The organism is Actinomadura sp. NPDC023710 (genome assembly GCF_040639875.1).
GTDB classification, from domain to species: Bacteria; Actinomycetota; Actinomycetes; order Streptosporangiales; family Streptosporangiaceae; genus Spirillospora; species Spirillospora citrea.
Genome location: NZ_JBFAGB010000016.1, coordinates 1 through 14,331, shown reverse-complemented (window position 1 = coordinate 14,331; position 14,331 = coordinate 1). Strand labels below are relative to the sequence as shown.

Below are 14,331 nucleotides of genomic sequence, written 5' to 3'. Positions count from 1 at the left end.
GCCGGTCAGCCCTTGAGACCCGTCATCGCGATGCTGTCGGTGAGGTAGCGCTGGAGCAGGCCGAAGACCAGGAGGCTCGGCACCACCGTGATGGTCGCGCCCGCCATGATCTGGTTGATCGGCACGTTCTCGCTCTGCAGCGTCGCCAGCCCGACGGTGAGCGTCTGCATCTCACCGGACTGCCCGATGACCAGCGGCCACAGGAAGTCGTTCCAGTGCCAGAGGAAGACGAAGACCCCCAGGGTGGCGAGCGCGGGCCGCACCAGCGGCAGCACGATCGTGGTGAAGATCCGCCATTCCGAGGCGCCGTCCATCTCGGCGGCCTCGAAGAGCTCGTCCGGGAGCTGCACGATGAACTGCCGCATCAGGAAGATCGCCTGCACGTTGGCCAGCGTCGGCACGATCATGCCCCAGTAGGTGTCCACGCCGTTCAGCCGCGAGACCAGGATGTAGGACGGGATGAGCGTGGCCTGGAACGGCACCATCAGCGTGGCGAGCAGCGCCCAGAAGAGCGCGTCACGGCCCGGGAAGCGCTTCTTGGCGAACGCGTAGCCCGCCATGGACGCGAACAGCAGGATCAGCACGACCGACACGAACGAGAAGATCAGCGAGTTGAGCGTCCAGCGCGGGACGTCGGAGCTGGACAGCACGTGCTCGAAGTTCGCCAACGTGATCTTGTCCGGCAGCAGCGCGTCCGGGAAGGTCTGCCCGCTCTCGGGGGCGAACGCGACGAGCACCATGGCCGCGAACGGGGTGATGGTGACGATCGCGGTGAGCACCAGCAGCACCGGCAGCGTGAGCCGCCCGGTGCGCGCCGCGGTGCGGGAAACCGCCATGGCGGTCAGTCCTCCTTTCCGAGGAACCGGCGCTGGACGAGCGAGACGCCCAGCACGAAGATGAAGATCACCAGCCCGATCGCACTCGCGTAGCCGAAGTCGAAGAACTTGAAGCCCGAGTCGTAGAGCAGGTAGACGAGCGAGTAGCTGGATCGCACCGGCCCGCCGCCGGTCATCACGTACATCGCGTCGAAGACCTGGAACGCGGTGATGGTCTCGATCACCAGCACGAAGAACAGCACCGGCCGCAGCAGCGGCAGCGTGACGTGCCGGAACCGCTGCCACGGCCCGGCGCCGTCGATCATGGCCGCCTCGGTGAAGGACCGCGGGATCGCCTGGAGCCCGGCGAGCAGGATCAGCATCGAGTAGCCGAAGCCCTTCCACGCCGAGGTGAGCGCGATCGAGGGGAGCACCAGCTCGCCGCGGCCGAGGAAGTCGACCGGGCCGATCGAGGCGAGCCCGAGCAGCCCGTTGACGAGCCCGTCCTCGGCGTCGTAGATCCACTTCCAGATCACGGCGGCGAGCACGATGCTCGTCACGTACGGCAGGAAGAAGATCCCCCGGAACAGCCCGCGCCGCCAGACCACCTGGTGCAGCATCGCCGCGGTGGCCAGCGACATGAGCACGGTCAGCGGCACGAAGATCACCACGTACAGCAGCGTGACCGTGAGGCTCTCGCGGAACAGCTCGTCGCCGCCGAGCCGGGTGTAGTTCTCGAGCCCGACGAACGTCCACTCGCCGCTCAGCCGGTAGTCGGTCAGCGACAGGAAGACCGCCCCGAGCACCGGCCCGAACCTGAACACCACGAACAGCAGGAGCATCGGGGCCGCGAAGAGCAGACCCACCCGGGCCTGCCGGCGGCGGCGGGTCCGCCCGCCGCCGCCGGGCGGTGACGTGCCGCTCGCCGCCCGGCCCCTCGCGGCGGTGTCGCCGGGTGGAGAGGTGACGGGAGCCGTGCTGGACGTGGGCACAGACGCCTCCTCGGATCCGTGGCCGGGGCCGCCCGGACCCGGCCGTTCGTTCGCGTTCATCCGCGGTCGGCTAACGCTGCCTCGCCAGCAGGTCGTCCGACTGCTTCGCGGCGTCCTCCAGGGCCTGCTTCGGCGTCTTCTTGCCGGTGAGCGCGGCCTGGATCTCGGTGCGCAGCAGCGCCATGACCTGGCGGGCGGCCGGGTTGGCGTCCCCCGGGTAGGTGTACTGCAGGGCCTCGGCGAACTTGGCCGCGCGGGGGTTGGGCGCCGGGACCTTCACGTCGGTGCGCGGGGACACGAAGCCCGAGGCGGTGCCGAGGCTGGTGATCTGCTTGGGGTCGATCATGAACTTGAGGAACTTCTCGGCCGCCGCGGTGTGCTCGGATCTGGCGTTGACGGCCAGGCCGCCGGGGATGCCGAAGCCGACGCGCTTCTTGCCCTGCAGCGGCAGGCCGACGACGACGTTGTCCTGACCCCAGGTCTTCGCGGCGATCTCGGCGTCGGCCGGGACGTTCATCAGCCCGGCGGCGACCTGCTGCTTGCCGAGCGCCTGGTCGGCGACGACGTTCTTGTTGGTGAGCGCGCTCTTCGGCACCGCGCCCTGCTTGTAGAGGTCGGTGAGGAACGTGAGCGCCTCTAGCCCCTCGGGGCTGTTGAAGGCCGCCTTCTTGCCGTCCGGGGTGAAGACGCTGCCGCCCGCCTGCCACAGCAGCGGATAGAAGTTCATGTTGAGCGAGGCCTCGGGGGACGCCGAGTAGTCGAGCGTGGCGAAGCCCTTGGCCTTGAGCTTGGGCGCGGCCGCCTTGATCTCGTCCCAGGTCTGCGGCGGCGTGGTGATGCCCGCCTCCGCCAGCAGCTTCTTGTTGAAGATCATGCTGGTCACGGTGTGGTAGATGGGGACGGCGTAGAGCTTGCCGTCCACGCTGAGCGAGCTGAGCGCGTTGGGCAGGAAGGAGCCCTTGGTGGCGGCCACCGCGCCGTCGACCGGCTTGAGCGTGCCGTTGGCGACGTACTGGGGGACCTGGTCGGGGCCGAGCAGGACGACGTCGGGGCCCTTGCCGCCGGACAGGGCGGTGGCGACCTTGGTGTCGCGCCCGTCCCACGGCTGGAGCTCGATCTTGAGGTCGGTGCCGGAGTTGGCGGCCTCGAAGTCCGTCTCGATCTTCTTCCAGTACGCGTTGTTCGCCTGGACGTCGGTGATCACCGGATACATCCAGAGGGTCAGCGACTTGTCGGAGCCTCCGGAGCCGTTGCAGGCGGCGGTGAGCCCGGTGGCCAGCGTGAGTAGGGTGAGCGACGCCGTGAGGCGGCTGCCACGGATCTTCATCGGGACGGGACCCCTTAGTTCGAGGTGACGCGGGGGGCAGGGGGCGGAGCGGGGGCAATAACGGTCTAGGCCGAAAGTAACCGTGCTGGATTTCGGGTGTCAATGCCTGAGAGCGATCCGGGAACATCTCCGCGCCGTCGCCGGAGTCCGGTGGTCCGCCGTCGCGCACCCCGAGCCGCCGGTGCGGATGATCCACCTGGAGCATCGGTTCGCGACGTGACCGGGGGCGAGCTTGTAGATCTTGCTGCCGCCCAGGCGCGCGGACAAGACCGTGCGGGCGGCGGCGACGTCGCCTCCGGTGCCGAGCGTCAGGCGCCGAACGCGTCTTCCAGCGCACGGATCGAGGGCGTAAAAGGCATGCGCCGTCGAGGCCCCACAGCTTTCGGTCAGGGCCGCTGCCGCCCGAGCCGACCGCGGGCTCACCCGGCGCGGGAGTGACCTCCGACAGCACGCCGCAAAGCGCTGCGTACGGCGAGGTACCGCGACCGTCTCTGGGTGCGCGGTCCATCCCGTGCGGCGCGGCGGGTTCCTTTCGCACCCGGCTCGCCGGGCGCCCGAACCTCGATCCCTACACGGCCCGCGAGCCGATCTGCGTGTTCCGCAGGTCCGGTGCGGGCAGGCCGAACAGGTCGGCGGCGTTGCGCCAGGCGACCCGTTCGGCCACCTCGTCCGACAGGCCGGCGGCCGCGACCGCGCCGAACGCCGAGGCCGGATCGATGAGCGTCGAGTCGGTGCCGAAGAGCAGCTGCCGGGGATCGACGGCCGCGGCCACCTCGGCGAACCGCCCCGCCGGGGCCTGCGACCAGCACGGTTCGAGGTAGACCCGGTCGCAGCCGTTCGCCGCCTCGATCGCATGCCGGTACCCGTCCGCGCCCATGTGGCCGGCGATCACCTTCAGGCCCGGGGTCTGCGCGCAGAGCGCGGCGAGGTCGAGCACCGACGTCCCCCACGTGTGCACGAGCGCCGGGCAGCCGAGCGAGCCGAGCAGGGCGAGGGCGTCGCGCATCTGCGGCGAGGTCACCGGCGACCCGGTGTAGTCGGTGTGGATCTTGGCGCCGACGAACCGCCCGGTGGGCAGGTAGGCGTCGAGGTCCTTCTCGGCGTCGGCGAGCCGCCGCGGGTTGACCGTCACGTACCCGTAGAGCCGTTCGGTCGTCTCGAGGACCTCCGCCAGCGCGCGGTTGCCGCCCGGCGCGTCGTAGATGACGGCCTCGGTCGCCGACACGATCGCGAGGTCGATGCCGTAGCGGTCCATGGTCCGCAGGCTCAGGCCGGTCACGTCCATGGTGAAGAACCACGGGCCCCAGTGGGCGTGCACGTCGATGATCACGAGGCGGCTCCGGCGTCGAGTCCGAGGAGGCGGCGGGCGGTCCCGCCCGCGACGGCGGCGACGTCGGCGGGGGCGAGCCCGCCGGTGGCCAGGCGCAGCAGCGGCACGGTCGTCTCGGTGTGCGGCGTGCGCGAGCCGAACACCAGCCGGTCCGCGCCCAGGTGAGCGGCCACGGTCTCCAGCGCGTCGGGGGAGTTGAGGAGGCGGGTGGAGGTGTGGAACCCGGGCTCGTCGGCCGCCGCCACCAGGAAGTCGCCCAGGTGGTAGAAGTGCGTGTCGAGGAAGACGACGGTGGCGCCGAGGCCTCCGAGCGGCCGCCAGAATCGCCGCACGTCGCCGCCCGTGAGCAGGACGAGCCCGTGTCCGGCGGCGCGCTTGGCGACATGCCGGACGGACGGGAAGCCGGCCTCCACGTTCTGCTCGTCCGGGAACAGCCGGACCGCCCGCACCGACGCGGCGGCCAGCCGGTCGATCTCCGCCGCGGCGCCGATCGGGTCGCGCAGGTCGACGGCGCCGACCGGCACCACCTCGGGACGCTCGGCGGCCAGGGCGAGGACCTCGTCGTTGCCCGAGGCCATGTCGAACAGCGCGGCGCGCAGGCTCGCCACCGCCGCGCCCGTGACGCGGTGCGCGGCGAGCGCGCCGAGGACCGTCTCGGGGGTCCCGGACGGGCCGTCCCGATCCGGGTGGGCGCCGACGAGGACGTCGAGATCGAGCGTGACCGTGAGCTCCCCGATCAGACGTTCCGCCGAGAATGCCGTCATCGAACCACTCTCTTTCCGATATCGGTCAAGACCCTAAGCGGGGTGTCGGCTTGGCAGCAAGGGCGAGAAGCCGTTGACGAGCACCGCAACCTCTGATTACGGTCCAGGCCATAAGTCTACAGAGGAGGTACGGCATGTCCTCACGCCGTTCCCGCCACCAGGCCCGGGCCGTGATCGTCTCTGCCCTCCTGGCCGCAACCGTGGTCCAACCGGTCCACCCGGCCCACGCGGCGGCCGCCCCGACGGCGTCCTGCTCGGCGCCGGGCTACACGACGTTCGGCCCCGCGTCCCTGACCGGCGCGATCGTCGGGGCGACGGTGCTCGACGGCAAGGCCTACGTCGTCACCCGGGGCCTGAAGCCGCCGCTGCTCGCCGAGATCGACCTCGCCACCGGGAAGGTGGTCCGCGAGTTCCGGCTGCCCGACGCGCCCGCCGCCGGGGAGGCCGAGGGGGCCTGGGCCACCACCGTGTCCGGCGGCAAGATCTACATCGGCACCTACCCGGTGCCCGACCTCTACAGCTTCGACCCGGCGACGGGCGAGGTGAAGCACCTGCGCTCGTTCGGCCGCAACGGCGGTTTCGTCTGGAGCCTGACCACCGCACCCGACGGGACGATCTACGCGGGCACCTACCCCGACGGCAAGGTCTGGGAGTACGTGCCCGCGACCGGCGCCGTACGCGACTTCGGCGTGCTCGCCGCAGGCGAACGTTACGTACGGGCGGTCGCGGCGGACGCCGACAACGTCTACGCGGGGCTGCTCGACAAGGGCAGGCTGGTCGCGATCCGACGGTCGGACGGCTCCGTGCGCGAGCTGGCGCAGGGCACCACCGGGATCGGCGCGGTGGCCGAGCACGGCGACCGCGTGCTCGCCGCGAGCGGCACGACGCTCCTCGACGTGCGCAAGGACGGCACCGACCTGCGCTCGGTGGACCTCGGCGGCGCCACCCTCGACACCATCGCCTTCGGCGCCGACGGCACGGCCTACCTGGCGTCCCGGCCCAACGGCACCATCTACCGCTACCGCACCGGCGACACCGCGCCGACCGAGCTCGGCACGCCGCGGCTCGGCGAGGAGACGCGCAGGCTGGTCCCGGACGGCGACCGGCTCACCGGCTTCGCCGGCAGCGGCGGCATGTGGTCGATGGACCTCACCACGAAGGCCGTCACCTACACCGACCTCATCGAGGCCGGCCTGACGACCGGCTCGGAACGGCCCCAGTCGATCCTGCTCGACCCGGGCCGCCGGGCGCTCTACGTCGGCGGGCACTACTCGGTGACCGTACGGGACCTGCGCACGGGCGGGCAGCGGCGGCTGTGGGTTCCGGGCGAGCCGAAGGCGATGGTCCGGCGCGGCGGCAAGGTGTACGCCGCGATCTACCCGAGCGGTCAGATCATCGAGCTGGACCCGCGCACCGGCCGGATCCGGAGCCTCGGCTACCTCGGGCAGGGGCAGCAGCGCCCGTGGGACCTGGAGTACGACCCCCGCACCGACAAGCTGCTCGTCGCGACGGCGCCGCTCGGCGCCAACCTCAAGGGCGCGCTGTCGGTGGTCGATCCCGACACCGGCGACAAGCAGGTGTACGTGGACGTCATCCCCGACCAGAGCCTGATGAGCCTCTCGCTCGACTCCGCCAGGGGCGTCGTCTACCTGGGCGGCGACGTGCTCGGCGGGGGAGGCGCGCCGCCCACCAGGACGTCCGCGTCGGTCGCCGCGTTCGACCTGCGCACCCGCAAGGTCCTCTGGCAGGTCGACCCCGTGCCGGGCTACCGGACGTTCCAGGACGTCAAGGCGCACGACGGCGTGCTGTACGGGGTCTACAAGCGCACCGCGAGCTGGTTCGCGATGGACCTCGCCACCCGGACGATCACGCACCAGGGCCCGCTGCCCGGGTACGGCGAGATCGAAGTGCATCGCGGGCGGGTGTTCGCCTCGACCTACTTCGGCGGGGGCAATGTCCACGTCCTGGGCACCGAGGCCAAGCTCGTCGCGACCGGCCTCGGCGACGAGTGGTACACCAACCCGCAGCTGGCCTTCGAGCCCGGCTCCTGGGACGCCTGGGCCCTGGTCGGCCGCGACCTGGCCCGGATCAGGCTCGATCCTCGGTGCCCCGCGCTGACCGTCCCGGCCGGGGTCAGCCGGTGATCGCGATGCGGACCAGATCGCGACCCTTCACCCCGTAGAGCGCGCGGCGCGAGGGATCGAGGGCGAGCTTGGGCTCGCCGCCGAACCACTCGCCCGCCAGTCCGCCGGCGATGGTCCGGACGGTGAGGGCGGCCAGGTCGATCTTGTAGACGGCCTGGCCGTCCGTCGTGTACGCGCTGCGGCCCACGATGTGCAGGTCGGAACCGCGCGCGCCGACCTTCACCGTGCGGGTCACCTTCCGGCGGCGCAGGTCGAACTCGAAGAGCACCCCGGTGTCGGTGACGCCGTAGACGGCCCGCTCGGTGTGCGCGATACCGGGGACGACCTTCGCCCCGGGCACCGGCTCCACCTGCCAGAGCAGCCTGCGGCGACGCAGGTCGTACGCGGCGAGCCGGGCGGTCGTCGTCACGGGCGGCAGGCCGAGCCCCTCCTGGACGTTGGTGCCGATATAGGCGACGCCCCGCCGGCACGTCACCGCGTAGAGGCTCTGCCGTTCGACCACCGGCCGGTGGGTCTCGAACCGTCCGGTGCGCGGCGAGTAGAGCGACAGCGCCCCGTTGACGTGCCCCGGCTCCGGCTGCGTCGTCATCGCGATCAGGCCCGTCGCCGGGTCGTAGGCCAGATCGCGCGGCCTGTCCTGCTGGTTGCCCGTCCTGGCGAGCAGGGTCGCCTCGGCCTCGCCCGGCCGATGCGAGTAGAGCAGCCCCTGGGTGTAGACACCGAGGTAGGTGCGGTCGCGCACGGTCAGCGCGGTCTTGGGCTCCCCGGGGATGCCGAGCCGCGTCCGGGTCCTGGTGGCGAGGTCGTGGATGTCGGCCCCGCCCTTGCCGCCCACGTAGACGCGCCTGCCGTCGGAATGCACCGACATCGGCTGCTCCGGCGCGGCCCTGAACCCGCGCTGGACGAGGTTGACGTAGTCGAGCGCCTTGGTGGCCGGGTCGAACACCAGGACCGCGCCGTCCTGCACCCCGTACACCTTCCCCTCGTGCGCGAGCAGCCGGTGCGTGGCGGCCTCCGGTTGCGCGATGCCGAGCGCCTCCACCTCGCCGCCGTCGAGCGCGCAGCGGTAGAGCGTGCCCGAGGGGCGCCCGGTGAAGTAGACGAAGCCGTCGTGGAGGAGCACGGACGGGACGTACTTCTCGGACGTGGTGAGGATGCGGTGGTCGGCGGGGTCGCTCTTGGACATCACCAGGACCTCGCCGTTGGACGAGATGCCGCCCGCGAGGTGCGTGCCGGAGACGTCCAGGCTGGCCACGAAGTCGCGTCCCGCGAGCGCGGCCGGGAGGATGTCGCGCTTGGCGCCGGTGGCGCGGTCGATCGTCACGAGGTGGGCGCGCGCGCCGACGCCCGCGTAGATCGTGGTCTCGTCGGCGGCGATGCTGCGCACGTACGCCTCGCCCTCGACCGTGACGCCGAGGTCGCGGCTCTCACCGCTCGCCGGGTCGTACTCCACCACGCGGCCCGGCTCGGAGATGGCCAGGAAGACCTTGCCGTCGGGAGAGGCGGCGAGGTTCCAGATGAAGTGATAGGGGTACGCGCCCACCTTGGCCGCCGAGCCGGTCAGGGTGTCCAGGCGGTAGAGGTCGGACTGGCTGTGCGTCCCCACGTAGACGTCGGTGCCGACCTTGCACATCGCCCAGACGCCGATGCCGGTCGGGATGTCGACGTGGGCGGTGACGGCGTCCTTTGCCAGGTCGTACGCGCCGACGACGTTGGGGGACAGTCCGCGGGTGCCCGCGTAGAGAACCCCGTTCACGAACTCGCCGTTGCCGAGCGGGGTGGTGACGCTGGCCGGTCCGAGATCGGTGACCGTGCCCTCCACCTCGTCCGGGGAGCGGTCCGAGGCACGTGCGAGCCCGGGGGACAGGAGGGGCGTACCGCCTGCGACGGCGGCCGCCGCGGCCGTCTGGAGGAACTGGCGACGCTGGATCATGATAGAACCCTTTCGGTCAGGACCGGAAGCCGCCCCTCACACTAGCGTCCACCGACCTTTCGGTCAGGACCCAAATTCGCGAGACCGCCGCGAGCTCCTAGATCGATCACTCGCATCGCCCGTCTCCCACAGGCCCTCCCGGGACGCCGGGATGCCAGGTGTGGGAAGAGGGGCGCGTGCCTGGCCCGCGGCCGATCGCGGAGCCCCACTATGATCACGCCATCATGATCGGGAGGGCGCCGGGATGAGCGGACGCGAGCTCAGCGGGACGCTGGCGCTGCGGCGGCACTGGTGCCGGCCGGATGAGCCCGTCCTGCTGTGCCTCTACTGTCATGGTCCCGCCCTGCGTTTCGATGTGGACGGCCACAACTGGCGGGGCGTCCCGGGCGGTGGCGGACGCGCCGTGTTGAACGCCGTCGGAGCCGGCATGGATTCGGCGTTCCGCGAGGAGAACCTCGACCCGCCGGCGATGGTGGTCTACGGGCCGGGCAGCGGCACGGCCGCGCGGGTGACGCTTCCCGACTCCCCGGAGACTCGCTACTGGGTCCTCACTCCGTACCGGATCGGCATCGTCGCGATGACGCGGGGCGAGGCCGCCGAGTCCGGAGAGCAACGCGAGTCGCAGGCGGGCGTGCTGTCACGGGCCCGCAGAATCGCCGCCGGGGCGGCGGATCTGGGACGCGCGCTCGCTCGTGACCATCCTTATCCAGCGGGTGAACCGGTGCCGCTGTCACGTGTCGCAGGTCTCGCGGAGGTTCCGGCGGCGCAGATCGCGCACCTCGGCCTGGACCGGCGCAAGCTGCCGTCCGGGTACCGCCCCCGCAAGGTCCCTGTCCTGCGGATCGGGCTCCGGGACGGTTCCGGTTTCGACGTCACCGCACCGGACGACGAGGCGGCAGAGCGCCTCGCCCGCCTCGCCACGCAACGTTCCTGACGGGTGACCACGTGCCTCGCAACGAGCAGAAACTGTACGAGATCGCCCGCGCGCACTGGTGCGCGCCCGGCGAGAGGCTGGTCATGGGCGACCACGCGGCCGGGCACATCGGCGCGACCGTACGGGGGCTGAGCGCGGCCCCGCACCCGCCCGCCGTCCCGGGCGGTTCGTCGGTCCCGGACCCGTCGTGGCCCCTGCCGACCGATCCGGTCCGGACGGGCCGGTTCTGGTACGACGAATGGGCCGACGACCCGGTGATCTGGGGGTGGGCGCACGCGCCCGGACCGGACGCGGCGGCGGCCGCGGTCGCCGCCCACATGACCGGGTACACCGACGAGGCGTGGCTGCTGCTCACGGACCGGCGGCTCGCGGTGTCCGTCGAGTCACGGTTCGCGCGTCCCTCCGCGAGGCCGGGCGGGTTGCGTGGTCGCGTCCGCGGCGCTCGCGGCGACCATTCGGACGACCCGGCCGGGCCCCTGACGACCTGCTGGGAGATTCCGTTCACGGCGGTCCGAGGACTGCGGGCGGTGCCGCTCGGCCGCACCCCGCGGCCGGAATGGTTCATCCGGATCGACTTCACCGACGGGTCGGCGTTCGACTTCCGGCCCCGCCGCGGTGCCAAAGCCCCGGACTACGTCCAGTCGGTCTACTCAGGTCTGACGCCCGGGCACTGAACCCAGCGGCCCAAGCTGATCGATTCGGCGCCGCGCATGATCCGGCACGCCCGGCGCCCACCGTCCGTGCGAACTGCCCGGGCGCCGGACGAGTTCCGAGCCGTATAAAAGGACCAAGCAGTTCGTCGGCGATGTCCTCGCCCTCGCGAATGTGTCGCTACCGATGAGCCTGCACGTGGAATGCAATGCCATTCACCTCGGCCGGTTTCCCATTGGCATGCCTCAGGCCGGGTGATCCGGCGGAAACTGGTGGTCCATGGGGGCTGTGCCGCAAGCTTGATCACGATCTGGTCTGTGGACCGTAAGAGTCTTGTCGGTTTTGTGGCGATTTTGTATGTTCGCTTCAACCGGGGGAAGTTCGTTGTCTCGCCGTCCGTTGCCGACGCCGAGATCCGAGGCCGGCCGCGCGCCGGCCGCCCATCTCCCGAGGAGACGCCATGTCCGAGGTCAAACGCCGTGATCTGCTGGCCGGGGCCGCGGCCCTCACCGGGTTCGCGACCGTCGGCCTGCTCCCCGGCACCGCCGCCGCCGCGACCCGGCAGCGCCCCGGTGCCCTCCGGTCACCCTCCCTCACCGCCGGCGACAGGGCGGTGGTCGCCCGCGTCGACGCCCGCCGGGCGCTGCGGCACCTGGAAGTGCTCAGCGACCAGATCGGCTGGCGCATCGCCGGCACCCCGTCGGAGCACCGCGCCGCCCGCTACATCGCCGGCCGTCTGCGCGATCTCGGCTACACGGTCGAACTGCAGCCCTTCCCGGTCGCGGACAAGTACCTGGCGGAGATCCGCTCCCGGGGCGAGCGGGTCTGGCAGTGCAGTGCCTCCCCGCAGGGGGCCGTCGCCGCCGTGGACGGCACGGTGGTGGACGTGGGCCAGGCCACCGAGGTCACCGGCGATGTGCGCGGCAGACTCGTGCTGTTCGACCGGGTGCCCGGTATGGAGACCGCGCAGGCCAAGGCGGCCGCGGGCGCCGGAGCAGCGGCGGCCCTCATCGTCAACGCCCGCTCGGTCACCTATCCCGAGCGCAAGCCCGGCTCCTTCGTCCCGACGATGAACGAGACGGTCGCGATCCCTGTGCTGGGCCTGGCCGAATACCACGGCGAGCGGATCCGCGCGGGCGCCCGGCGGCTGTCCTTCGCGGTCACCCATCACTCGGGGCTGACCTCGTACAACGTCCTGGCCGAGCGGAAGGCGACGCTGCCCAACCCCACCGGCAAGGCCGTCATCGTCAGCGCACACTACGACAGCGTCCCCGGCTCACCCGGCGCCAACGACGACGGCAGCGGAACCGTGCTCTGCCTGGAACTGGCGCGCGTGCTGAGGCGGCTGCCGACCCAGCAGGCGATCCGCGTCTGCCTGTGGGGTTCGGAGGAGTACGGCCTGGTCGGTGCCCGGCACTACGTGAAGCAACTCGACGCGGCGGGCGTCGCGCAGATCACCGGCTGCTTCCAGAACGACATGGTCGCCACCAGTCATCCCCCCGCGGGCACGTACTGGCTGCTGTCCGTGGACGGCGCGGACAACACCACCACGGCCGCGGTGAACGCCGCCGCGCACCGGCTCGGCTACGCCGGTCAGACCAAGGGCCCCACCGCCCGAGGCTCCAGCGACCACGAGGCCTTCTACGAGCGCGGCATCCCGGCGGGCAACTTCAGCTGGCGCGGCAGTGAGGCGCCCAGCCAGTTGGAGCCCTTCTACCACTCGCCCGAGGACACGATCGCCCAGAACGTCAGCCGGGAGCGGCTGCAGGTGTCCCTCGAACTGATCGGCTGCGCCCTCTACGACGTAGCGCGCCGCAAGTAGCGAGAACGGGCGAGGCCTCCGCACCAGCCCGCCCGAACGCAGACCATTCTCGCCGGTCCACGTCGAGGCGCCGGCCGAGACGAGTCCGGGCCACCGCCTCCACACTTCGAGGGATTGGCAGAAGCGGGAACGGGTCTCCTCATGCCACCATAACGGTGATTCGTGAGGAGATCCGTTGCATAGTCTGGTCGTGTCGTTGACCTCCCCCGGGGCGTATCGAACGGTACTGGAGGCGCTGAACGCGCCGCTGCCGCCGGGCGCACCGCGTGGGCGGCATATTCTGATCGAGCCGGGCTCGTACCCGAACACGGGGTTCCGCAGCAAGGGCGACTTCGTCATGACGGCCGTGGAGGGCCTCGGTTCGGTGACGCTCGACGGCCGTACCGTCGGCACGATCGAAGTCACCGGAAAGGTGACGCTGCAGGGGCTCATCGTCCGGAACTGGAGTGACAAGGGCCTCGCGCTGGAGGTTGCGGAAGGCACCATCCTGGCGGAGCAGTGCGAGTTCATGACCCGGTCCCGAATCGCCGTGCGGGCGTCAAAGGGCGCCCAGCTCACCCTGCGGGACTGCGAGGTCCAGGAGGGCGCCGTCGTGTACAGCGCCTCGTCCGGGGGCATGGAGGGCACCTCGGTCACCGGCACCGACGGCAACGCGGTGGCGATCCGCAGCGGCAGCACGGTGACCCTGCGGTCGTGCCGGATCATCGACGCGGGCGGGCACGGCATCTGGGCGACCGAGGGGTCCAAGCCGCTCATCGACCAGTGCACGGTCAGCGGTCCGGCCCTTTCGGGGATCCGGGTCGACGACCGCGCGGAGGCCGAGCTCCGCGACTGCGAATTCCGCGGCTCGGGCCGGACGTCCCTGGTCGCCGTGGAGAAGGGCAAGGCGGTCGCGGAGGACTGCCTGATCGTGGACGCGGGCGCGGACGCGCTGTGGGTGGCGACCGGCGGCTCGCTGACCGCGCGGCGGGTCAAGGTGGAGTCGCCGCAGCGGACCGGCATGGTCGTCGAGAAGGGCACCGTCCGCCTGGACGACTGCGAGGTCGTCAACGCGCCCTCCAACGGCATCTACCTCGCTCGGGATGCGAACCTCATGATGGTCCGGGGCCGGGTCGCCGACACGGGGCGGGTCGGCGTCGAGCTGGACGCCGGCTCGCGCGTCCTGATGGAAGGTACGACGATCACCGGCAACAAGCTCGCGGGCGTGAGCGTGGAACCGGGGGGCGAGCTCGCCATCCGCGGCTGCACGCTGGCGGACAACATCGGCCGGGGCATCCTCACCTGCCTCGGGACGAGCGTGCAGATCGAGAACCTGACGAGCGTCCGCAACGGGAAGCCGGACCGGTTCGACTTCGATCTCGCCGCCGCGACCGGTCAGCGCGCGAAGGGGGCGCCGGCCAAGCCCGGGGGAGACGCGCCGGCCGGGGCCGGGAGCGAAGCACCGGCCGAGCCCGAGGCGGCGCCGTCCGTGTCGCAGGAGCAGGTCGGCGGGTCGGCGGATGTGCTGCTGGCGCGCTTGGAGGCGATGGTCGGTTTGGCGGGGGTGAAGCGTGAGATTCGTAAGTTGACGAATTTGCAGAAGGTGGCTGAGCGGCGGCGGTTGGCGGGTTTGCCGCCGG

The 14,331-nt window shown here is 71.4% G+C and carries 11 protein-coding genes; 5 read left to right on the top strand and 6 right to left on the bottom strand.

The window, feature by feature from the left end; genetic code table 11:
• Positions 1-5: 5 nt before the first annotated feature.
• The 5 genes from AB0H37_RS19780 to AB0H37_RS19760 all read right to left on the bottom strand — a co-directional run bounded on the left by AB0H37_RS19780 (position 6) and on the right by AB0H37_RS19760 (position 5,228).
• Entirely contained in the window at positions 6-836 is an 831-nt protein-coding gene (locus tag AB0H37_RS19780; protein ID WP_360614219.1) for a carbohydrate ABC transporter permease, read from the bottom strand.
• 5 nt (positions 837-841) lie between these two features.
• Positions 842-1,807 (bottom strand): sugar ABC transporter permease, encoded by a 966-nt coding sequence (locus AB0H37_RS19775; protein WP_360614217.1) that lies wholly within the window; start codon positions 1,805-1,807, stop codon positions 842-844.
• A 70-nt stretch (positions 1,808-1,877) separates the two neighbouring features.
• Complete coding sequence (locus AB0H37_RS19770; protein WP_360614215.1) at positions 1,878-3,134, bottom strand: sugar ABC transporter substrate-binding protein; 1,257 nt, start codon at positions 3,132-3,134, stop codon at positions 1,878-1,880.
• A 568-nt stretch (positions 3,135-3,702) separates the two neighbouring features.
• Positions 3,703-4,464, bottom strand: a complete 762-nt coding sequence (locus AB0H37_RS19765) for an amidohydrolase family protein (protein WP_360614213.1) — start codon at positions 4,462-4,464, stop codon at positions 3,703-3,705.
• On the bottom strand, positions 4,461-5,228 hold the full coding sequence (locus AB0H37_RS19760; protein WP_360614211.1) for an amidohydrolase family protein: 768 nt from the start codon (positions 5,226-5,228) through the stop codon (positions 4,461-4,463). The genes AB0H37_RS19765 and AB0H37_RS19760 overlap by 4 nt, the downstream gene beginning before the upstream one ends.
• A 134-nt stretch (positions 5,229-5,362) precedes the next feature.
• Here AB0H37_RS19760 and AB0H37_RS19755 point away from each other — a divergent pair, with 134 nt between their 5' ends.
• Positions 5,363-7,372, top strand: a complete 2,010-nt coding sequence (locus AB0H37_RS19755) for a PQQ-binding-like beta-propeller repeat protein (protein WP_360614209.1) — start codon at positions 5,363-5,365, stop codon at positions 7,370-7,372.
• Here AB0H37_RS19755 and AB0H37_RS19750 read toward each other — a convergent pair.
• Positions 7,362-9,305: a twin-arginine translocation signal domain-containing protein gene (locus AB0H37_RS19750; protein ID WP_360614207.1), complete on the bottom strand. Its 1,944-nt coding sequence runs from the start codon at positions 9,303-9,305 to the stop codon at positions 7,362-7,364. The genes AB0H37_RS19755 and AB0H37_RS19750 overlap by 11 nt on opposite strands.
• Positions 9,306-9,549: 244 nt before the next feature.
• Here AB0H37_RS19750 and AB0H37_RS19745 point away from each other — a divergent pair, with 244 nt between their 5' ends.
• From AB0H37_RS19745 to AB0H37_RS19730, 4 genes are all read left to right on the top strand, one after another.
• Complete coding sequence (locus AB0H37_RS19745) at positions 9,550-10,239, top strand: hypothetical protein (RefSeq protein ID WP_329098110.1); 690 nt, start codon at positions 9,550-9,552, stop codon at positions 10,237-10,239.
• An 11-nt stretch (positions 10,240-10,250) separates the two neighbouring features.
• Positions 10,251-10,913, top strand: a complete 663-nt coding sequence (locus AB0H37_RS19740; RefSeq protein WP_360614204.1) for a hypothetical protein — start codon at positions 10,251-10,253, stop codon at positions 10,911-10,913.
• Between the two features lie 437 nt (positions 10,914-11,350).
• On the top strand, positions 11,351-12,712 hold the full coding sequence (locus tag AB0H37_RS19735; protein WP_360614202.1) for a M28 family peptidase: 1,362 nt from the start codon (positions 11,351-11,353) through the stop codon (positions 12,710-12,712).
• A gap of 190 nt (positions 12,713-12,902) precedes the next feature.
• Positions 12,903-14,331 (top strand): right-handed parallel beta-helix repeat-containing protein (locus AB0H37_RS19730; protein ID WP_360614201.1); only part of this gene is annotated, 1,429 nt, incomplete at its 3' end.